16 protein-coding genes and 2 rRNA genes are annotated in these 20450 nt (G+C 73.4%); 8 read left to right on the top strand and 10 right to left on the bottom strand.

What is annotated here, in order from left to right; genetic code table 11:
- Window positions 1–86: 86 nt before the first annotated feature.
- A complete protein-coding gene (secA, locus tag ACWGJO_RS04125) occupies window positions 87–2849 on the bottom strand; it encodes a preprotein translocase subunit SecA (protein ID WP_452182039.1) in 2763 nt (920 codons plus the stop codon).
- Between the two features lie 265 nt (window positions 2850–3114).
- On the opposite strand from secA, the gene ACWGJO_RS04120 reads away from it, so the two are divergent.
- Window positions 3115–3672, top strand: coding sequence for a GNAT family N-acetyltransferase (locus tag ACWGJO_RS04120; RefSeq protein WP_452182038.1), 558 nt, complete (start codon window positions 3115–3117; stop codon window positions 3670–3672).
- Between the two features lie 64 nt (window positions 3673–3736).
- Entirely contained in the window at window positions 3737–4939 is a 1203-nt protein-coding gene (locus ACWGJO_RS04115) for a winged helix-turn-helix domain-containing protein (RefSeq protein WP_452182037.1), read from the top strand.
- A gap of 12 nt (window positions 4940–4951) precedes the next feature.
- Here ACWGJO_RS04115 and ACWGJO_RS04110 read toward each other — a convergent pair whose 3' ends face one another.
- Both ACWGJO_RS04110 and hpf read right to left on the bottom strand, forming a co-directional pair.
- Window positions 4952–5704: a response regulator gene (locus tag ACWGJO_RS04110; protein WP_380548160.1), complete on the bottom strand. Its 753-nt coding sequence runs from the start codon at window positions 5702–5704 to the stop codon at window positions 4952–4954.
- Window positions 5705–5900: 196 nt separating this feature from the next.
- Window positions 5901–6596, bottom strand: coding sequence for a ribosome hibernation-promoting factor, HPF/YfiA family (gene hpf / locus ACWGJO_RS04105; RefSeq protein WP_452182036.1), 696 nt, complete (start codon window positions 6594–6596; stop codon window positions 5901–5903).
- Between the two features lie 369 nt (window positions 6597–6965).
- On the opposite strand from hpf, the gene ACWGJO_RS04100 reads away from it, so the two are divergent.
- The gene (locus ACWGJO_RS04100) at window positions 6966–7694 is read left to right on the top strand and encodes a ComF family protein (RefSeq protein ID WP_452182035.1); all 729 of its coding nucleotides are present in this window, start codon (window positions 6966–6968) and stop codon (window positions 7692–7694) included.
- A 75-nt stretch (window positions 7695–7769) separates the two neighbouring features.
- Here ACWGJO_RS04100 and ACWGJO_RS04095 read toward each other — a convergent pair whose 3' ends face one another.
- Genes ACWGJO_RS04095 through mtrA form a run of 3 tightly spaced genes read right to left on the bottom strand, consistent with a single transcriptional unit; the run spans window position 7770 to window position 12424 of the window.
- Window positions 7770–9659, bottom strand: a complete 1890-nt coding sequence (locus ACWGJO_RS04095) for an LpqB family beta-propeller domain-containing protein (protein WP_387694789.1) — start codon at window positions 9657–9659, stop codon at window positions 7770–7772.
- Window positions 9634–11745, bottom strand: a complete 2112-nt coding sequence (mtrB, locus tag ACWGJO_RS04090) for an MtrAB system histidine kinase MtrB (protein WP_452182034.1) — start codon at window positions 11743–11745, stop codon at window positions 9634–9636. The genes ACWGJO_RS04095 and mtrB overlap by 26 nt, the downstream gene beginning before the upstream one ends.
- A 1-nt stretch (window position 11746) precedes the next feature.
- Window positions 11747–12424 carry an MtrAB system response regulator MtrA gene (gene mtrA, locus ACWGJO_RS04085; protein ID WP_030247322.1) on the bottom strand — a complete coding sequence of 226 codons (678 nt, stop codon included), beginning with the start codon at window positions 12422–12424 and terminating at the stop codon, window positions 11747–11749.
- Window positions 12425–12744: 320 nt separating this feature from the next.
- Here mtrA and ACWGJO_RS04080 point away from each other — a divergent pair, with 320 nt between their 5' ends.
- The 5 genes from ACWGJO_RS04080 to ACWGJO_RS04060 all read left to right on the top strand — a co-directional run bounded on the left by ACWGJO_RS04080 (window position 12745) and on the right by ACWGJO_RS04060 (window position 18315).
- Window positions 12745–13944 (top strand): hypothetical protein, encoded by a 1200-nt coding sequence (locus ACWGJO_RS04080; RefSeq protein WP_452182033.1) that lies wholly within the window; start codon window positions 12745–12747, stop codon window positions 13942–13944.
- 5 nt (window positions 13945–13949) lie between these two features.
- Window positions 13950–14660, top strand: a complete 711-nt coding sequence (locus ACWGJO_RS04075; RefSeq protein WP_452182032.1) for a DUF4129 domain-containing protein — start codon at window positions 13950–13952, stop codon at window positions 14658–14660.
- The gene (locus ACWGJO_RS04070; protein WP_452182031.1) at window positions 14657–15877 is read left to right on the top strand and encodes a DUF4350 domain-containing protein; all 1221 of its coding nucleotides are present in this window, start codon (window positions 14657–14659) and stop codon (window positions 15875–15877) included. Before ACWGJO_RS04075 ends, ACWGJO_RS04070 begins: the two co-directional genes overlap by 4 nt.
- Complete coding sequence (locus ACWGJO_RS04065; protein ID WP_452182030.1) at window positions 15874–16884, top strand: AAA family ATPase; 1011 nt, start codon at window positions 15874–15876, stop codon at window positions 16882–16884. The genes ACWGJO_RS04070 and ACWGJO_RS04065 overlap by 4 nt, the downstream gene beginning before the upstream one ends.
- 120 nt (window positions 16885–17004) lie before the next feature.
- Window positions 17005–18315: a DUF58 domain-containing protein gene (locus tag ACWGJO_RS04060; protein ID WP_452182029.1), complete on the top strand. Its 1311-nt coding sequence runs from the start codon at window positions 17005–17007 to the stop codon at window positions 18313–18315.
- Window positions 18316–18358: 43 nt separating this feature from the next.
- Here the strand turns inward: ACWGJO_RS04060 and ACWGJO_RS04055 are convergent, their stop codons facing one another.
- The 4 genes from ACWGJO_RS04055 to ACWGJO_RS04040 all read right to left on the bottom strand — a co-directional run.
- Entirely contained in the window at window positions 18359–19516 is a 1158-nt protein-coding gene (locus ACWGJO_RS04055; RefSeq protein ID WP_452182028.1) for an RNA polymerase sigma factor, read from the bottom strand.
- An 8-nt stretch (window positions 19517–19524) separates the two neighbouring features.
- Window positions 19525–19932, bottom strand: coding sequence for a YciI family protein (locus ACWGJO_RS04050; protein ID WP_452182027.1), 408 nt, complete (start codon window positions 19930–19932; stop codon window positions 19525–19527).
- 228 nt (window positions 19933–20160) lie between these two features.
- A 5S ribosomal RNA gene (gene rrf / locus ACWGJO_RS04045) occupies window positions 20161–20277 on the bottom strand.
- 80 nt (window positions 20278–20357) lie between these two features.
- Window positions 20358–20450, bottom strand: a 23S ribosomal RNA gene (locus ACWGJO_RS04040); the annotation flags it as partial.

Genomic DNA, 20450 nt, shown 5'->3' with positions numbered 1-20450 from the left:
CCCGGCGGTACACGACGGCGCAGGGCGCCGTCCCGGTCCGGGAACGGCGCCCTGCGTGGCGTCCTGGCTGGTGTCCGGCGGCCGGCTCAGCCCTTGCGGCGACGGCCCTTGGCCGACTTCGCGGCCTTGCGGCGCTCGGCGCGGGTCAGCCCGTCGCCCTCGTCCTCCGGCGCGAGGTCCTCGAAGTCGCCCTCGATGACACCGCCGCCGACCTCGTCCGACGGGGCCGTGTAGTGCAGCCGCTGCGGCTTCGGGGCCTCCAGGCCCTTGGCCTTGATCTCCGGGCGGGCGGCGTCCTTCTCCAGCTTGTCGAGCACCACCTGGGCGTCCTCGACCGGGACCTCCTCGACCTGCTGCTCGACCTGGACCTCCAGGTTGAACAGGTAGCCGACGGACTCCTCCTTGATGCCCTCCATCATCGCGGTGAACATGTCGAAGCCCTCGCGCTGGTACTCGATCAGCGGGTCGCGCTGCGCCATGGCCCGCAGGCCGATGCCCTCCTGGAGGTAGTCCATCTCGTAGAGGTGCTCGCGCCAGCGGCGGTCCAGCACCGACAGCACGACCCGGCGCTCCAGCTCGCGCATGATCTCAGCGCCCAGCTGGTCCTCGCGGGCGCCGTACTGCCCCTGGATGTCCTCCTGGATGGACTTGATCAGGAACTCGGGGGTCAGACCGGCCTGACCGCCGGCCTCCTCCTCCAGCTCCTCCAGGTCCAGGGTGACCGGGTAGAGCTGCTTGAGCGCGGTCCAGAGCTTCTCCAGGTCCCAGTCGTCCTCGAAGCCCTCACCGGTGGCCGCCCGGACGTACGCCTCGACGGTGTCGTCCATGAAGTGGCCGACCTGCTCCTGGAGGTCCTCGCCCTCCAGCACCCGGCGGCGCTCGCCGTAGATGACCTCGCGCTGGCGGTTGAGCACCTCGTCGTACTTGAGGACGTTCTTGCGGATCTCGAAGTTCTGCTGCTCGACCTGGGTCTGCGCGGAGGCGATGGCGCGGGTGACCATCTTGGACTCGATCGGCACGTCCTCCGGGACGTTGGCCATCGAGAGCACGCGCTCGACCATGCCGGCCTTGAACAGGCGCATCAGGTCGTCGCCCAGCGACAGGTAGAAGCGGGACTCGCCCGGGTCGCCCTGACGGCCGGAGCGGCCGCGCAGCTGGTTGTCGATCCGGCGGGACTCGTGCCGCTCGGTGCCCAGGACGTAGAGGCCACCGGCCTCCTTGACCTCGTCCTGCTCGGCCTTGACCGAGGCCTTGGCCTTCTCCAGCGCGGCCGGGAAGGCGGCCTCGTACTCCTCCGGGGTGTCCGTCGGGGTCAGCCCGCGCTGCGCCAGCTCGGCCGCCGCGAGGTGGTCGGAGTTGCCGCCGAGCATGATGTCGGTACCACGGCCGGCCATGTTGGTGGCGACGGTGACGGCGCCCTTGCGGCCGGCCTGCGCGACGATCTGCGCCTCGCGCTCGTGGTGCTTGGCGTTCAGCACCTCGTGCGGGATGCCGCGCTTGCGCAGCTCCTGCGACAGGTACTCGGACTTCTCGACCGACACGGTGCCGACCAGCACCGGCTGGCCCTTCTCGTGCTTCTCGGCGATGTCCTCGACCACGGCGGCGAACTTGGCCGGCTCCGACTTGTAGATCAGGTCGGGCTGGTCGATGCGCAGCGGCGTCTTGTTGGTCGGGATCGGCACCACGCCGAGCTTGTAGATCTGGTGGAACTCGGCGGCCTCGGTGGTGCCGGTACCGGTCATGCCCGCGAGCTTGTCGTACAGGCGGAAGAAGTTCTGCAGGGTGATGGTGGCCAGGGTCTGGTTCTCGTTCTGGACCTCCACCCCCTCCTTGGCCTCGATCGCCTGGTGCATGCCCTCGTTGTAGCGGCGGCCGGCCAGGATGCGGCCGGTGTGCTCGTCGACGATCATGACCTCGCCGTTCATCACGACGTAGTCCTTGTCCCGCTTGTACAGCTCCTTCGCCTTGATGGCGTTGTTCAGGAAGCCGACCAGCGGGGTGTTCACCGACTCGTAGAGGTTGTCGATGCCCAGGTAGTCCTCGACCCGGCTGACACCGTCCTCCAGGATGCCGACGGTGCGCTTCTTCTCGTCGACCTCGTAGTCGCGGTCGATCTTCAGGCGCTGCACCAGCTTGGCGAAGTCGGCGTACCACTTGGTCGCCTGGTCGGCCGGGCCGGAGATGATCAGCGGGGTGCGGGCCTCGTCGATCAGGATCGAGTCGACCTCGTCGACGACCGCGAAGTAGTGGCCGCGCTGGACGAGTTCGTCCTGCGACCAGGCCATGTTGTCGCGCAGGTAGTCGAAGCCGAACTCGTTGTTCGTGCCGTACGTGATGTCCATCCCGTACTGGCGCTTGCGCTCGACGGGCGTCATGCTGCCCAGGATCACGCCGACCTCGAGGCCGAGGAAGCGGTGCACCCGCCCCATCCACTCCGAGTCGCGCTCGGCGAGGTAGTCGTTGACCGTGATCAGGTGGACGCCCTTGCCGGTCAGCGCGTTCAGGTACGCGGGCAGGGTGCCGACGAGGGTCTTGCCCTCACCGGTGCGCATCTCGGCGACGTACCCGTAGTGCAGGGCGGCGCCGCCCATCAGCTGGACGTCGTAGTGCCGCTGGCCGAGCACGCGCTTGGCGGCCTCGCGGACGGTGGCGAACGCCTCGGGGAGGATGTCGTCCAGGCTCTCGCCGTCGACGAGCCGCTGCTTGTACTCGTCGGTCAGTGCGCGCAGCTCGGCGTCGGTGAGGTTGACGAAGTCCTCTTCGATGGAGTTGACCTGGGCAGCAATCCGCTGCAGCTTGCGAAGGATCTTGCCCTCGCCGGCGCGCAGGATCTTGTCGAAGACGGACACGTGAGCGGGCTCCTTGCCTGTATTGGCACTGGACGACTGCACGGTGGGTCACCCCACCGCACGGGCCATCGTATGCGAGGAGTCCAACCCCCCGGGAGGTGCGTCAGCACGGTATTCCCGTGTCACCCCCGCGGGCACATGGCCCGATAGCACCGCCCACCGGGGCAAAACGGTCGGCGAGCCCCGGAATCGGCCTCCTGCCGGGCGGGCGGACCGGCGGGATATTCGGATGCCCGGCCGCCTCACCCGGCGAAATAATCCGTTCATGGAAGAAACCAGCACCGAACCGGTCGTCCTGACCACCGAGCGGCTCGTCCTGCGCGCCCCGCAGGAATCCGACGTCGACGCCGTCTTCGCGGCGTGCCAGGATCCGGAGATCCAGCGCTGGACGGTCGTTCCGTCTCCGTACCGGCGCGAGGACGCGGAGTTCTTCGTGCGCGATCTCGCCATCGAGGGCTGGCGCACCGGAGCGAACCGGATCTGGTGCGTGTTCGAGCGCGAGTCCGGCGCCCTGGTCGGGTCCCAGGGGCTCGTCCTGCGCGCCCACGACCCGGGCTCCGCCGAGATCGGCTGGTGGGCCGTGAAGGAGTTCCGCGGCCGCGGCTACACCACCGAGGCCGCCCGCGCCGTCTCCCTCTTCGGCCTGCGCGAGCTCGGCCTGCGCCGCCTGGAGTGGCAGGCCTACGTCGGCAACGAGGGCTCCCGTGCGGTCGCCGCGAAGGCCGGCTACCGCTTCGAGGGCACCCTGCGCTCGTACGCCGAGCAGCGCGGCGTCTTCCACGACGCCTGGATCGCCTCCCTGCTGCCCTCCGACCTGGTCTGAGACCTCGGGGCCCGCACCCCGCCCCCGGCCCGCACTGTCAGTGCCCGGGGCTACGCTCCCCGGCATGACCGCCGCTGACGCCCGCCCCGCCCCCGTCGCCGTCCTCAGCGCGGACGACGCCCGCCGGATCGCCCTGCGCGCCCAGGGCCTGCTGGGCGCGCCGGACCGCCGCGGCGGGGTGCGCGGGGTGCTGCGGCACCTGGGCGCCGTCCAGCTGGACACCATCTCGGTGCTCGCCCGCTCGCACGAGCTGGTGCCGTACGCCCGGCTCGGCGCGGTCGGCCGCCCGGCCGTCGAGGCGGCCTACTGGGGTGGCGGCACGAGCTTCGAGTACTGGTCGCACGCGGCCTGCGTCCTGCCGGTCGAGGAGTGGCCGCTGTTCGCCTTCCGGCGCCGCCGCTACCGCGACCGCGGCCACCTCTGGGGCCACCAGGTCGCACCCGAGACCTACCGCGCCGTGCTCGACAAGCTGCGCGCCGAGGGGCCGTTGACCTCCACCGAGCTGGGCGGCGCCAAGCGGACCGCCGAGTGGTGGGACTGGTCCGACACCAAGATCGCGGTCGAGCGGGCGCTGGCGTTCGGGGACGTGGTCTGCACCGAGCGCCGGAGCTGGAAGCGGGTCTACGCGCTGGCCGAACAGGCCGTCCCGGCCGAGCTGTTCGGGCAGGACCGGTCGGACGAGGACTGCCTGCGCACCCTGGTCGGCCAGGCCGGCGCCGCGCTCGGCGTGGCCACCCGGGCCGATCTGCTGGACTACCACCGGCTGCGCGCCGAGCAGTTGGACCCGGTGCTCGCCGACAGCGGGCTCGTCCCGGTCGAGGTGGCCGGCTGGGGCCAGGACGGCGCCCCGGCCCCGGCCTGGGCCGACCCGGCCGCCCTCGCCACCGCCCCGCGCGGGCGCCACCGCACCACGCTGCTCTCGCCGTTCGACTCGCTGGTCTGGGACCGCGCCCGCACCGAACGGATCTTCGGCATGACGCACCGGCTGGAGGCGTACACGCCCAAGCACAAGCGGGTGCACGGCTACTTCGCGATGCCGCTGCTGACCGGCGGCCGGCTGGTCGGCCGGGTCGACCCGGCCCGCGAGGGGCGCACCCTGGTCGCCCGGCAGATCTCGCTGGACGGCGGCGGTGCCCGGCACGTCGAGGCCCTGGCGACGGCGCTGCGCGAGGCGGCCGACTGGGTCGGCTGCGACGGGGTGCGGGTCGGGACGCTGCACGACGAGCGGCTGCGCCCGACCCTGGAGAAACTGCTGACGGACCGCTGAGTCCCGCCCGGCTCACCCTATTTCGAGGATCTTCTCCCGCATCGCGTACACCACGGCCTCCATCCTGGAGTGCAGCTGGAGCTTCTCCAGGATGTTGCGCACGTGGTTCTTCACGGTGTTCTCGCTGATGAACAGCTCCTTGGCGATCTCCCGGTTGTTCATCCCGGTCGCCACCAGCTTGAGCACCTCCAGCTCCCGGTCGGTGAGCCGGGGCGCGGGCACCAGGTCCCGGTCGTCGGAGCGGCGCTGGATCATCGACTTGAACTCGGTGAGCAGCTTGGACGCCATCGAGGGGCTGATCTGCGACTGCCCGTCGGCGACCGCGCGGATCGCGGTGGCGACCTCGTCGGTGGAGATCTCCTTGAGCAGGTAGCCGGTGGCCCCCGCCTTGATCGCCTCGTAGAGGTCGGCCTCCTCGTCGCTTATCGTCAGCATGATGATCTTGGTGCTGGGCGCCACGTCCTTGATCGCCGTACAGGCCTCGATCCCGCTGCGGCGCGGCATCCGGACGTCCATGAGGATGATGTCGGGCAGCAGGTCGGCGGCCTTCAGCACGGCCTCGGCGCCGTCCCCCGCCTCGCCGACGACCTTGATGTCCGGCTCCTCCGCGAGCACGATCTCCAGCCCGCGGCGGAACAGCGCGTGGTCGTCCACCACCAGGACGCGGATCGGCTCACTCCGGCGCGGCTCGTACGCGGACTCGTCCCCCGCCCCCAACGGCAGCCCTGGCCCGGACCCGGGCCCCAGCCCGAAGTGATCCCCCATCCGCTCCTCCCCCTTCGCGGGTCGTCGTGCGCCAATCATTCCACGCCCCGAACCCGCTGCGGTCACCCTCCGGTGTCGATTCCCCCGCATCGGGTGACCCCTTCGCCGGGCGCCCCGAACCGGCGGACACGCCCGAACGCCGGTGACCCCGGCGGCCAGGGCCGCCGGGGTCACCCCTCGATCACCGCTCGGACGGTCAGTCCTCGTCGTCGGACCCGCCGATCGCGCCGCCCGCCCCGCTGCCCGGCCCGGCCGCGAGGTCGGTCTGCAGGTGGATGACGCCGTAGTGGTAACCGTGCCGGCGGTAGACCACGCTCGGCAGGCCGCTGTCCTTCTCCACGAAGAGGTAGAAGTCGTGGCCGACCAGCTCCATCTCGTAGAGCGCCTGGTCCAGCGCCATGGGGGCGGCCGGGTGCGTCTTCTCCCGGACCACCAGCGGGCCTTCGCCCTCCACTTCCAGGGATCCCATCATGGTCTTGCGGACGGCGCCGTTCGTCTCGCCCTCCGGCGCCGTCGCGGCCGGGAGCGCGGCCAGGGCCGCGGTCGCCTCGGCGACGCTGATCGGGGTGCGGCCGTTCGCGCCGCCCTTGTGCACCCGACGCCGGTCCGCGGACTTGCGCAGCTGCGCGTCGAGCTTCGCCGAGGCCAGGTCGAGCGCCGCGTACGGGTCGGCGGCGGCGGCTTCGGCCCGGATCACGGGGCCGCGGCTGCGGAGAGTGATCTCGACCCGATCGGAGCGGTCGGCCTGCCGCGGGTTGTGCTCCTTGGACACCTCGACGTCGAGGCTGATGGCCTTGGCGTCGAACTTCTGGACCTTCTCCAGCTTCTCGGCCACGTGCTCGCGGAACCTCTTGGGCACCTCGGTCTTGCGGCCCTTGACGACGATGTCCACGCAGAACTCCGATCCCTCGTGCTGACGCCGATCCGGGTGCTACCGGACCGGACTGAGACCCAGCTGGACCAGCCCATCCACTGCCGGCCCCCCGCCCCCACCGCCAGCGGCGGGAAACGACTGGCCCTCACCTCACTTCCTCCCCACCAGGGACGGTTGAAACCCCCTGGGCCTTATCGAACACCTCACACGGGTTTTCCGCCTCCCCGGGCGATGAGGAGGGTATGACCCGATACTGCGGTCGGGCGGTCAAGCTGGTCCACCCTGTCTACCCTCTCGCGGGTGAAGTATGGGTAAATACCTGGACAACGCCCCCCATACGGCGGATCCTGTGCTGACTCTCCGTGCCTGCCACCGCCAGGAGCAGCCGTGCCGCCGTCCCCCTCCGCCACCCGCCCGCCGGCCGCCCAAGGGCCGTTCGGCCACGCACTGGCCGGGCTGCTGGACGTCCTGCTGCCCGCCGACTGCGCGGGCTGCGGCAGCGAGCGCACCCAGCTCTGCCCGGCCTGCCGGCGCGTGCTGGCCACCGCACGGCCGGCCCCGACCCTGCTGCCCTGGACGCACGCCGCCGCACCGTACACCGGTGCGGTCCGGCAACTGCTGCTCGCCCACAAGGAGCGGGGCGCGCTGCGGCTGGCCGGGCCGCTCGGCGAGGCCCTCGGACGGGCGGTGCGCTCCGCCCTGGGGGCACGGGCCGGGGCCGCGCCGCTGCTGCTGGTCCCGATGCCCTCGGCCCGCTCGGCCGTCCGCGCCCGCGGGCACGATCCGACGCTGCGGCTGGCCGGGGCGGCCGCCCGCTCACTGCGCCGGACCGGCCTGGACGTCCGGGCCGCGCCGCTGCTGCTGCACACCCGGCCGGTCGCCGACCAGGCCGGGCTGAACGCGGCCGAGCGGCGCCGCAACCTGCGCGGAGCACTGACCGTGCTGCCGCGCGCCCGGACCGGGCCCGCGGGCCTCGCGGGCCGTCACCCGGTGCTGGTGGACGACCTGGTGACCACCGGGGCCAGCCTCGCCGAGGCCGCCCGGGCGCTGGCCGACGCCGGCCTGCCGGCCCGGGCCGGGGCCACGGTCGCGGCCACCGCGCGCCCGGCCGGCTGACCGCCGCCGCATCAGCTCGCGCGGCGGGCCCGCGGCGGGCCCCGGGGAGGCCCGTCGGCCCGCCCGGACGCGCCGTCAGCCCGCGTAGAGGAAGGACCGGGGCTTGTCGATCAGCGAGGCTTCCCGCCACTGGTGGTTGACCAGGCGGAAGGCCTTGATCTCGCTCGGCTTGCCGTCCGCCTGCTTGACCTCGCCCATCGCGAGCACCGGCGGCGCCTGGGTCAGGCTGTCCCCCCGGGACTCCGAGGCCGCGACGGTCGTCATGCTCTCCGCGCTCTGCAGCTGGGTGTCCGTGCTCTGCGAGCCGTCGGTGCTGATGAAGTACAGCTGCTGGGTCCGGTCGGCCTCCTTGCCGAGCACGAGCAGCTGGTCGGTCTCCGCCCAGGACACCGAGGCGACGTCGGTGAGCGTGGGGGCGGCCCGGCGCAGCCCGGTGATCTTCACGGTCGGCGCCTGCGGGGTGCCGTCGTGCACCACCAGTCCGAACCACAGCGAGCGGACGGCCGAGCCCGGGGTCCTGGCCACCAGGGCGACCCGGACGCCGTCCGAGGAGATCTTCAGCGACTGCACGGTCTGCCCGGTCAGCCCCTCGACCGGCACGGTGTACGACTTGGCGCCGCGCACCATCACCACCCGCGGGGCCTGCTTGTTGCGGTCCACCACCCAGAGGTCGCCGCGGCCGTCCCAGGTGGGCGAGGCGAAGCCGTCCTCCTTGTCGCCGCCCTTGGCCGGAGAGCTGAGCACCGGCTCGCCCATGGTCACCGCGCTGTCCGACAGCGGCACCGAGTAGACCTGGTGGCCGTCCTCGCTGATCGCCGCGACCTGGGTGCCGCTGCGGCCGACCGCGACGGCGCCGAGCGGCGGCTTGGTGTTCGACTGCGGCTTGCCGAGGACGCCGCGGACCGGGTCGCCTGGGCCCCCCTCGTCGGTCGCCACCAGGGCGCCGTCGGCACGCTGGTAGTACTGCTTACCGGGCGTCGGCCCGGCCAGCGCACCGGGGCCGGTGGGCGGTTCGTCGCCGCGGCCGACGGTGCAGGAACCGTGCGGCCCCTTCAGCTCCAGCCGCTCGACCTGGCCCTTGCCCTGGTCGGCGAGGGTGTAGAAGAACTGGGTCGCCATCCGCCGGCAGGCCATCGGCTCGCCGAGGTCGACCCCGCCGATCTGCAGGTGGGCGACCCTGCCGTCGTCGATGGTCACCCGCTCGACCCTGACGCCGCTCGGGAACGCCGTCCGGACCACCGGCGAGAGCCAGGTCGAGGGCCCGTCGGCCACCGCCTGGGCCGCCGTGGCCAGCGGGTCTATCCGGCGCCGCAGGTAGACCGGGTCGGCGACCAGCACCTCCTGGCCGACGTTCCCGGAGGCCACCGCCGACGGGTCGGGCGCGGTGTAGAAGAACCGCGCGACCTGCCGGAAGCTGTTCCGGAAGTTGGTCTCGTTCATGATCACGCCGGTCGGCAGCTTGTCGATCCGCCACTCGTCCTTCTCCCGGACGAAGGTGAAGTCGGAGGAGACGTTGTTCTGCCCGGCGACCAGCTGGTACGAGTGCTTCTCGTCGACGGTGGCGACCAACTGCCCGCTCACCGGCACCGAGACCGTGGTGTCCGCGTCGGTGACGTCCTGGCCGCCCGGGATGGTCGTGGACGAGAGCACCCGGATCTCCGCCTCGGGCTTCCACTCCGCGGCGGCGCTCTCGGTGAGGTACTTGCGCGCGGTGTCGTACCCCTCGTCGGCGGTCACCGCGTCCAGGAACCCGGTCAGCAGCTCGCGCGGCTTGGCGCCCCGGCCGGGTGCCACCGGGTAGACCCGGGCCTGCAGGTTCTTGTCGGCCGACCCCTGGGGCAGCTCCACCCGGGCGATGCCGCCGGAATCCGGCATGGTCGCGCAGCCGCTCACCACCAGGGCGCCGACCAGCGTGCCGACCGCCGCGAGGAGCCTCGGCTCAGTCCTGTTGCTCGTCCCTCGCACGCTGCGACCCCTCCGCGTCCGTCGTCCCGCCCGTCACGTCCGGCTCCGCCGTCCGCTGTGCCACCGACGGCCGTCCGGGCGTCGGGTCCACCATGACCTGGGCGCCGGTGGCCCCGTACCCGGCGGCCGTCCACACGCCCGAGGGGTCCGCGCGCGGCCCCTCCGGCAGTCGGCTCCGGCCCAGCCCGGGGCCGATGTTCAGCACCCCGCCGAGCCCGCTGCCGAGGCTGCTGCCCACGGCCTCCGGTGTCTCCGCCTGGTCCTCGACCGCGGCCGTCGCCGTCGCCCCGGACGGGCTGATCGCCCGCCGGTACGGCGTGCCCTGCGCGCCCAGGCCCCGGTTGTTGCGGGAGTCCTCCGGCTCCAGCCGGAACGGCGCCCGGGTGATCTCGCCGCCGCGGGTGCGCGGCAGGGTGAGCCGGAAGTGCGAGCCGCCGCCGGGCTCGCCCCAGGCCTGGAGCCAGCCGCCGTGCAGGTGGGCGTCCTCGACGGCGATGGACAGGCCGAGACCGGTGCCGCCGGTGGTCCGCACCCGGGACGGGTCGGCCCGCCAGAAACGGTGGAACACCCGGGACGCCTCGCCCGGCTTGAGTCCGATGCCGTAGTCGCGCACGCCGACCGCGACCGCGCCGTCCGCGGAGCCCAGCCGGACCACCACGTCACGGCCCTCGCCGTGCTCCAGGGCGTTGACCACCAGGTTGCGCAGGATGCGCTCGATCCGTCGGGAGTCCACCTCGGCCAGCACCGGCTCGCCGTCGCCGCGGATCACCACGGCGCTGCCCTTGGCCTCGGCGAGCGGCTCGGCGGCCTCGACCACCCGGGCGACGATCTCGCGCAGGTCGACCGGCTCGGCGTCCAGGATCGCGGCGCCGGCGTCGAAGCGGCTGATCTCCAGCAGGTCGGCGAGCAGCGACTCGAAGCGGTCCAGCTGGCCCTGGAGCAGCTCCGCCGAGCGGGCCGCCATCGGGTCCAGGTCCTCGCGGCTGTCGTAGATGAGGTCGGCGGCCATCCGGACCGTGGTCAGCGGGGTGCGCAGCTCGTGCGAGACGTCCGAGACGAACCGCCGCTGCACCCGGGACAGCTCCTCCAGCTGCCGGATCTGCGCCTGGAGGGCGTTGGCCATCCGGTTGAAGGACTCGCCGAGGCGGGCGATGTCGTCCGTCCCGGTGACCTTCATCCGCTCTTCCAGGTGGCCGTCGGCGAGCCGCTCGGAGATCCCGGCGGCCATCCGGACCGGGGTGACCACCTGGCGCACCACGACCCAGGCGATGCCGCCCATGAGGATCACCACGAACACCCCGGCGGTCGCCAGGGTGCCGGTGACCAGGTTGAGGGTGTCGGTCTCCTGGCCGAAGGAGAACACGTAGAACATCTGGTAGCTGTTCCCGGCCGCGGCCGGACCGACGAACTGCATGCCGAGGGCCAGCCCGGGCTCGGACTTGCCGCCGCTCTCGGGCGAGCGGTGGATCCGGGTCGGCTGGTCGAACATCTGGCCGGGCTCGGAGGCGAGCTTGGCCCGCAGGGCGTCCGGGATGCTGATCGGCTGGATGTCGCCCGAGTAGCGCGGCGCGAAGCCGGCGGTGTCGGGGACGACGGCGCCGGTGCCGGGGGCCATGGCGATCACCGAGTAGACGGTCTGCCCGCTCCCGGCCAGGTCGTTGACCTGCCGCAGCAGCCAGGTGCCGGTCTCGTCGACGGTCGGGTCGGCGGTGCCCCGCAGCTTCTGGTCCCGGGCCTCGTCGATCTTCTTCTGCTCGACCTGGAAGCCGATCCGGGCCTGCGCGCGGGCGGCGTCCATCTTGGTGTCGAGCAGGCCGGTGCGCACCTGCGCCACCACGACCACACCCAGCACCAGGACGACCGCGATGGACGCCAGCAGGGACACCGCGACCACGCGCAGCTGGATCGACCGGCGGTAGAGCGTGGCCACCCGGTGCACGGGGCGGCGCAGCTGACGCTTCACCAGCGCGACCACGGCGGAAGGGCCTCGCCGGCGGCGGGTGGTCGAACTCAGCACGTCGCCGCGCACGGCACCGGCCCCGCCGGCCGCGGAACCCGGCGGGGTGTCGTCTGCCCGGTCCGTCACGTCAGCTGGGTCCGGCCTTGTAGCCGACGCCGCGGACGGTCACCACGATCTCGGGGCGCTCCGGGTCCTTCTCGATCTTGGAACGCAGGCGCTGCACGTGGACGTTGACCAGGCGGGTGTCCGCCGCGTGGCGATAGCCCCAGACCTGCTCCAGCAGCACCTCGCGGGTGAACACCTGCCAGGGCTTGCGGGCCAGCGCGACCAGCAGGTCGAACTCCAGCGGGGTCAGCGGGATGCCCCGGCCGTCCCGCTTCACCGAGTGGCCGGCCACGTCGATCACCAGGTCGCCGATGGTCAGCTGCTCGGGCGTGGGCTCCTCGGCGCGGCGCAGCCGCGCACGCACCCGGGCCACCAGCTCCTTGGGCTTGAACGGCTTGGTGACGTAGTCGTCGGCGCCGGACTCCAGACCCACCACCACGTCGACCGTGTCGGTCTTCGCGGTCAGCATCACGATCGGGATGCCCGACTCCGCCCGGATCTGCCGGCACACGTCGATGCCGTCCCGACCGGGCAGCATCAGGTCCAGCAGGACCAGGTCCGGCTTGGTCTCCCGGAACGCAGCTAGCGCCCTGTCCCCATCCGCGACGAAAAACGGCTCAAAACCCTCACCCCGCAGCACGATGCCGAGCATCTCGGCCAGTGCGGAGTCGTCATCAACGACGAGGACGCGTCCCTTCATGCGTCCATCTTCTCATTACCGGATTGTGACCTGCCGCACAGCAGTGCCAATGCTCCAGAACGGCCAACTCCCCCACCGGTGCATTCCGGCCATACCGGGCGAATGTGCCTGCCGGGAACGCCTCCGGACTCCCTCCGGACCCGCCGCGGACCCCCTCCGGACCCGCTGCGGACCACCCCCCGACCCGCCGCCGGGGACCGTTGCCGATCAGCAACCGGATCGCCATGGGGCTGGTTTCCGGCCCCATGGCACGATGGGCGCTGCGCGCGGGCGGAAGATCCGTTCGCAGTCGCGCCCGTGACGCCCTCCGAGGAGCAGTGATGACCGACACCCCGGGCTGGGCCTCGCCCAGCTCGTCCGAGCCGCCCCGCGACGACGCCCGGCCCCCGGCCGACGCGCCCGCCGCCGTGCCCGGGCCGTCGGCACCACCGCAGGCCACCGCGGGCCGCCCCGGTCCGGCCGGCGCCCCCCGGCCCGGAGAGCAGTGGGGCCAGCAGTGGGGGCAACAGTGGGGGCAGCAGCCTCCCGGCGGCCACCGCCCGTACGGCTGGGGCGCCCCGGCGAGCCCCAAGCCGGGCGTCATCCCGCTGCGCCCGCTGAGCTTCGGCGAACTGCTGGACGGTGCCGTCACCACCGTCCGCCGGCACTGGCGCACCGTGCTCGCGCTCTCGCTCGGCCTCGCCGTGCTCTCCCAGGCCGGCTCCGTCGTCGTCAACCTGCTGGTCAAGGGGAAGACCGGCGAGTCCACCCAGACCCTGCGGATGCTGGCCGGGCTGCCGCTGGAGCTGCTGCTCAACGTGTTCGCCACCGCGCTGCTCACCATCGTGGTCAGCCGCGCCGTCCTCGGCCGGTCGGTGACCGCCGGGGAGGCGTGGCGCGACGCCCGCCCCCGGCTGCTCCAGCTGCTCGGGCTGACCCTGCTCACCGCCCTGCTGGGCCCCGGTGTGATCCTGCTCGGCTTCGCCCCCATGGTCGGGTACGGCCTCGCCGGCCAGGGCTCCGCCGCCATCACCGGCCTGCTGAGCCTGCTCGGTCTGCTGACCCTGCCGGTCGCCGTCTGGCTGTGGATCCGCTTCAGCCTCGCCGCCCCGGCCCTGATGCTGGAGAAGCAGGGTGTGCTGACGGCGCTGTCGCGCTCGCGGCGCCTGGTCCGCGGCGCCTGGTGGCGGGTCCTCGGCATCACCGTGCTGGGCTACGTGCTGGCGTTCGTCGTCGCGATGGTCGTCGTGGTCCCGGCCCAGCTCATCGGACTGATGCTGGGCTTCGAGAAGCTCAGCCGCCAGGGCCTGCCCGACGCCGCCGACCAGGGCATCGCCATGCTGCTCCTGCTGGCGGTCGCCGGGATCATCGCCGGCACCTTCACCACCCCGTTCATCGCCGCCGTCGGCGTGCTGGTCTACATCGACCAGCGGATCCGCCGCGAGGCCCTGGACATCGAGCTCGCCCGCGCGGCCGGCCTGCCCGAGCACGGCGGCACCGGCTGGGGCGGCCCGGGCGACCCGACGTCAGCGAGGCGCTGAGCCGGATGCCGAACTGGGGGGAAGGGCTGCTCGCCGCGGGCGGCGCACCGGTCACCGTGCCGCGTGACCCGGCGCGCGAGGCCGCCCGCGACGAACTGCTCGACGCGGAGTACCACAAGCACGACCCGTCCGTGCTGCAGCGGATCACGGACTGGATCTACGACCACATCGCCAAAGCGCTCGACAGCATCTCCGGCGACGGCACCACCGGCACCACCGGGCTGATCCTCTTCCTGATCGTCGCGGTGCTGATCGGCGCCGCGCTCTGGTGGCGCCTCGGCGCACCCCGCCGCGCCGCCCGCACCGTCCCGGACGTGTACGGCGCCGAGGGCCCGCGCAGCGCCGACCAGTACCGGGCGGACGCCGCCGGGCACGCCGCCGCCGGACGCTGGACCGAAGCCGTCCGCGAGCAGATGCGCGCCCTGGTGCGCAGCCTGGAGGAGCGCACCCTGCTCGACATCCGCCCCGGCCGCACCGCCGACGAGGCCGCCACCGAGGCCGGCCGGGCACTGCCCGAGCACGCCGCCGCACTGGCCGCGGCCGCCCGGACCTTCGACGACATCGCGTACGGCGAGCGCACCGCCGACCAGGACGCCTACCGGCTGCTGCACGAGCTCGACCGGACCCTGGAGCGCACCCGCCCGGTCCTCGCGCCCGACACCGCCGACGCCGCCGGTGCCGCCGTCCCCGCCCCGACCCCGGGAGGAGCGGCATGACCGGTACCGTCCCCACGCCCCCGCCCGGCACCGAGGCGCCCGGCACCCCCACCAGCCTCACCCCCACCACGCGCGGCCTGTGGCGCCGGGCCCGCTGGTACCTGGCCGTCCTCGCCGCCCTGCTGATCGGCGCCGCCGCCGTGTCCGCCCTCGACCAGGACCGCCGCTACCCGCCGCTGGACCCGCGCTCCTACGACCGCGACGGCGCCCACGCCGTCGTCGCCCTGCTCGAACGCCAGGGCATCAAGGCCGAGTTCAGCACCGACCCGACCACCACCCCGGCCGGACCGGACACCCTCGTACTGCCCGAACCCGACCTCCTCGGCCCCGCCCAGCTGCGCGCCGTCGCCGCCGCCCGGCACCGGCGGCTGGTCCTGGTCGCCCCCGGCCCGGCCGCGCTCACCGCGCTCGCCCCCGGCATCCGACTGTCCGACGACGCGGGCGGACCGGCCTACGCCTCCGTCCGCTCCACCCCCGCCGACTGCTCGCTCACCGAGGCCGTCCGGGCCGGCAGCGCCCAGCAGGGCGGCATGCTCTACACCAGCGGCAGCCGCGGCGAGGGCTGCTACTCCCGCGGCCACGGCTACCCGCTGGTCGCCCTCCCGGCCGGCGACGGCGACCGCGACGTCATCGTGCTCGGCAGCGGAACCTTCCTGCACAACGGCGAACTGACCAAGGACGGCGACGCCTCCCTCGCCCTCGGCCTGCTCGGCTCGCAGCCCCGCCTCACCTGGCACCTGCCCGACTACTCCGCCCCGCTCCCCGAGGACGCCCGTACCAAGACCTTCGGCGACTTCCTGCCGAGCGGCTGGCACTGGGCCGGCTACCAGCTCGCCGTCGCCGCCGTGCTCGCCGCCCTCTGGCGCGGGCGCCGGCTCGGCCCGGTGGTCAGCGAGAACCTGCCCGTGGTGGTCCGCGCCGCCGAGACCACCGAGGGCCGCGCCCGCCTGTACCGGCGGGCCAGGGCCCGCGGCCGCGCCGCCGAGGCGCTGCGCGGCGCCACCGCCCACCGCCTCGCCCCCGCCCTGGGCGTCCCGCTCCGGGCCGGCGCACCCGACTCCGACGCGCTCTGCGTCGCCGTGGCCGACCGGCTGCCCGCCCGGCCCGCCGGGGACGTCCGGGCCCTGCTGTACGGCCCGCCCCCGACCGACGACGCCGCACTGCTGCGGCTCGCCGACGACCTCGACGCCCTCGAAAGGCAGGTACGGAACCCGTGACCGACCAGGCAACCGCCCAGCTCCGCTCCGTCCCCGGCACGGCACCCGCTACCCCCGCCACCGACCCGCGCACCGCGCTGACCGCCCTGCGCGCCGAGATCGGCAAGGCCGTGGTCGGCCAGGACGCCGCCGTCACGGGCCTGGTCGTCGCCCTGCTCTGCGGCGGCCACGTGCTGCTGGAGGGCGTCCCCGGCGTCGCCAAGACCCTGCTGGTGCGCACCCTGTCCACCGCGCTCAGCCTGGGGACCAAGCGCATCCAGTTCACCCCCGACCTGATGCCCGGCGACGTCACCGGCTCGCTCGTCTACGACGCCCGCACCGCCGAGTTCTCCTTCCAGCCCGGCCCGGTCTTCACCAACCTGCTGCTCGCCGACGAGATCAACCGCACCCCTCCGAAGACCCAGGCCGCCCTGCTGGAGGCCATGGAGGAGCACCAGGTCACGGTGGACGGCGAACCGCGCGCCCTGCCCGTCCCGTTCCTGGTCGCCGCCACCCAGAACCCGGTCGAGTACGAGGGCACCTACCCGCTGCCCGAGGCCCAGCTGGACCGCTTCCTGCTCAAGCTGATCCTGCCGCTGCCCGACCGCGACCAGGAGTTCCAGGTGCTCTCCCGGCACGCCGCCGGCTTCGACCCGCGGGACCTCCACGCGGCCGGCGTCCGCCCGGTCGCCGGGCCCGAGCACCTGGTCGCCGCCCGCGAGCAGATCGCCAAACTGACCGTCTCCCCCGAGATCCTCGCCTACATCGTCGACCTCTGCCGGGCCACCCGGCAGTCCCCGTCGCTGTCGATCGGCGTCTCCCCGCGCGGCGCCACCGCCCTGCTCGCCGCCTCCCGCGCCTGGGCCTGGCTGGCCGGCCGCGACTACGTCACCCCGGACGACGTCAAGGCGCTCGCCCTGCCCACCCTGCGGCACCGGGTCGCGCTGCGCGCCGAGGCCGAGATGGAGGGCGTCACCGCCGACTCCGTCATCCAGGCCGTCCTCGCCCAGACGCCCGCACCCCGCTGACCCGGGCACACCCCGCCGCAGCACGCCGTCCCGCACCCCACCGCACCACACCCGTTTCCGGCCCCACGGGGTACCGGCCCACGGGCTACCGACTCACGGGCTTCCGAAGGAGCGCACCGCATGGCCCTCACCGGGCGAACCGCCCTGCTCGCCGCACTCGGCGCGCTCGTCGTGGGCCTGCTGCTGCCGTCCTGGACCGGGATCGGCCTGGTCACCGGTGCGGTGCTGGTCGCCGCCGCGGTCGACCTGGTGCTCGCCGCCCCGGTCCGCGGCCTGCGGCTCGGACGGAGCGGCGACACCACCGTGCGGCTCGGCGAGCCCGCCACGGTCGAACTGACCGTCACCAACCCGTCCGGCCGACTGCTCCGGGGCCTGGTCCGCGACGCCTGGGCCCCGTCCGCCTGGCGCCCCGGCACCGCCGAGGCCGCCTCCCGGCACGCCCTGACCCTCCCCGGCGGCGAGCGGCGCCGGATCACCACCGTGCTCGCCCCCACCCGCCGCGGCGACCACCACGCCCACCGGGTGACGGTCCGCTCGCTCGGCCCGCTCGGCCTGGCCGGCCGCCAGGGCTCGCACCTCGTCCCCTGGACGGTCCGCGCACTGCCCCCGTTCGCCAGCCGCAAGCACCTGCCCTCCCGGCTCGCCCGGCTGCGCGAACTCGACGGCCGCACCTCGGTGCTGACCCGCGGCCAGGGCACCGAGTTCGACTCCCTGCGCGAGTACCTGCCCGGCGACGACGTCCGCTCCATCGACTGGCGCGCCAGCGCCCGCCGGAACACCGTCGCCGTCCGCACCTGGCGCCCCGAACGCGACCGGCACATCCTCGTCGTCCTCGACACCGGCCGCACCTCGGCCGGCCGGGTCGGCGACGCACCCCGCCTGGACGCCGCCCTCGACGCCGCGCTGCTGCTCACCGCCCTCGCCACCCGGGCCGGCGACCGGGTCGACCTGCTCGCCCACGACTCCCGCAAGCGCGTCACCGTGGCCGGCAGCTCGGCCCACGAGGTCCTGCCCGCCTTCACCAACGCGATGGCCGGGCTGGAACCCGCCCTGCACGAGACCGACATGCGCTCACTGGTGGCCACCGCACTCAAGATGACCCCCCAGCGCTCGCTGATCGTGCTGCTCACCGGCCTCGACGCGGCCCCGGTCGAGGACGGGCTGCGCCCGCTGCTGCCCATGCTCACCAAGCGCCACGAGGTCGTCCTCGCCTCCGTCGCAGACCCCCAGCTGGACGTCCTCGCCGCCGGGCGGGGCACCCTGGACGCGGTCTACGGCGCGGCGGCCGCCGAACAGACCCGCGCCGACCGCCGGGCCACCGCCGAGCGCCTCACCCGCCACGGCGTCACCGTCCTGGACGCCCCGCCGGCCCGGATCGCCCCGGCCCTGGCCGACACCTACCTGGCGCTGAAGGCCGCCGGCCGGCTCTGAGCCGCCGCCCTCCGGATACCGACCAGGCGGTCCCGACGTCCCGTCACTCCTGGGCCCGCCCCCTCAACACCGCGTTGAGCCGGGCCGCCTGACGGGTCAGGTGCTCGCGCTCGGCGAGGTTGGACGCCTTGAGCGCCGCCTCCGCGTACAGCCGCGCCGCCGTCGCCGCGTCCCCGGCGCGCTCGTGCAGGTACGCCGCCACCGCCGTGTACCGGGGCAGCGCGTCGTCCAGCTCGGCGAGCTCCGCCAGCCCGGCGCGCGGACCGTCGGCCTCGCCGACCGCCACCGCGCGGTTGAGCCGCACCACCGGACGGGCGGTCAGCCGGACGAGCTCGTCGTACCACTCGACGATCTGCACCCAGTCCGTCTCCTCGGCGGTGGGGGCGTCGGCGTGCAGCGCCGCGACGGCCGCCTGGGCCTGGAACTCGCCCAGCCGGTCCCGGGCCAGGGCCCCGTACAGGATCCCGATGCCCTCGGCGATCAGTCGGGTGTCCCAGCGGGCGCGGTCCTGCTCAGCCAGCGGCACCAGCGCACCGTCGGGCCCGGTCCGGCCGGCCCGCCGGGCGTGGTGCAGCAGCATCAGGGCCAGCAACCCCGCCACCTCGGGGTGATCGATCACCGCCGCGAGCTGCCGGGTGAGCCGGATCGCCTCGGCCGCGAGGTCGACATCGCCGGAGTAGCCCTCGTTGAAGACCAGGTAGAGCACCCGGAGCACGGTGGCGACGTCCCCGGGCTGATCGAACCGGACACCGGAGACGGTGCGCTTGGCCCGGCTGATGCGCTGCGCCATCGTCGCCTCGGGCACCAGGTAGGCCCGGGCGATCTGGCGGGTGGTCAGCCCGCCCACCGCACGCAGGGTCAGCGCGACGGCCGAAGAGGGCGTCAACGACGGGTGGGCGCACAGGAAGTAGAGCTGGAGCGTGTCGTCCGCATCGGCCGCGGGCCCCGGCCCCGGCTCCTGCTCGACCAGGTCCTCCCGACGGCGCCGGGCGGCATCCGACCGGGCCGTGTCCAGGAACTTGCGCCAGGCCACGGTGACCAGCCAGCCCTTGGGATCGCGCGGCTGCCCGGCGGACCAGACCCGGACCGCCTCGACCAGCGCCTCCTGCACGGCGTCCTCGGCCGCCGCGAAATCCGCTCCGCGGCGGACGAGGACACCGATGACGCTCGGCGTGAGGCTCCTCAACAGGGCCTCGTTCATCGGGCAGGTCACTCCGTGATGGTCGGCGGCATGGCGAGGAACGGGCGCAGTTCCAGCCACTCGTGGATCGGCTTCCCCTCGGCCCCGGGCGCGGCCGACAGCTCCCCGGCCAGCTCGACGGCGCGCTCATAGCTGTCGACGTCGATCACCATCCAGCCGGCGATGAGGTCCTTGGTCTCCGCGAACGGGCCGTCGGTGACCGGCGGACGCCCCTCGCCGTCGTACCGGACCCACGTCCCCTCGGGTGCGAGCGCCTGACCGTCGACGAACTCGCCGGTCTTCTCCAGCCGGTCCGCGAAGTCCTGCATGTAGGTGATGTGCGCCGTGACCTCCTCCGGCGTCCACTGATCCATCGGCACGCAGTTGACCGCGTCCGGGGCACCCCGGTAGTGCTTCAGCAGCAGGTACTTGGCCATCGTCGTCTCCTCGGAGCTTGGTGCGACCCATTCTGGCCGCGTTCACCCCGGGGACGGTGCCGGGCACGGGTTCTCGACACGGCCGGCCGAGATTTTTTCGGTCCTCTCCGCGGCCGGCCTGTCGGGCCCGTTGACCTCGTTGGGCCCGTTGGGTCCGTTGGGTCCGTTGGGTCCGGAAACGCGAAGAACCCCCATCCGGATCCCGGATGGGGGTTCTTCTGAATAATTGTTCGGCGGCGTCCTACTCTCCCACAGGGTCCCCCCTGCAGTACCATCGGCGCTGTAAGGCTTAGCTTCCGGGTTCGGAATGTAACCGGGCGTTTCCCTCACGCTATGACCACCGAAACACTATGAAACTGTCACCGCACACCCGACAAATTCGGGCGGGTCGTTGTTTCAGAACAACACAGTGGACGCGAGCAACTGAGGACAAGCCCTCGGCCTATTAGTACCGGTCAACTCCACCCCTCACAGGGCTTCCATATCCGGCCTATCAACCCAGTCGTCTACTGGGAGCC

Source organism: Kitasatospora sp. NPDC054795, assembly GCF_053611565.1.
The sequence above is the reverse complement of the archived record's forward strand: the minus strand, read 5'-3'. Positions and strand labels throughout refer to the sequence as shown.

Coding starts and splice junctions, on each gene's coding strand:
- ACWGJO_RS04070 (WP_452182031.1), top strand. CDS start 14,657: ATGACCGGTACCGTCCCCACGCCCCCGCCCGGCACCGAGGCGCCCGGC.
- ACWGJO_RS04055 (WP_452182028.1), bottom strand. CDS start 19,516: ATGAACGAGGCCCTGTTGAGGAGCCTCACGCCGAGCGTCATCGGTGTC.
- ACWGJO_RS04110 (WP_380548160.1), bottom strand. CDS start 5,704: ATGGGGGATCACTTCGGGCTGGGGCCCGGGTCCGGGCCAGGGCTGCCG.
- mtrA (WP_030247322.1), bottom strand. CDS start 12,424: ATGAAGGGACGCGTCCTCGTCGTTGATGACGACTCCGCACTGGCCGAG.
- ACWGJO_RS04050 (WP_452182027.1), bottom strand. CDS start 19,932: ATGGCCAAGTACCTGCTGCTGAAGCACTACCGGGGTGCCCCGGACGCG.
- ACWGJO_RS04060 (WP_452182029.1), top strand. CDS start 17,005: ATGGCCCTCACCGGGCGAACCGCCCTGCTCGCCGCACTCGGCGCGCTC.
- ACWGJO_RS04115 (WP_452182037.1), top strand. CDS start 3,737: ATGACCGCCGCTGACGCCCGCCCCGCCCCCGTCGCCGTCCTCAGCGCG.
- ACWGJO_RS04080 (WP_452182033.1), top strand. CDS start 12,745: ATGACCGACACCCCGGGCTGGGCCTCGCCCAGCTCGTCCGAGCCGCCC.
- ACWGJO_RS04075 (WP_452182032.1), top strand. CDS start 13,950: ATGCCGAACTGGGGGGAAGGGCTGCTCGCCGCGGGCGGCGCACCGGTC.
- ACWGJO_RS04120 (WP_452182038.1), top strand. CDS start 3,115: ATGGAAGAAACCAGCACCGAACCGGTCGTCCTGACCACCGAGCGGCTC.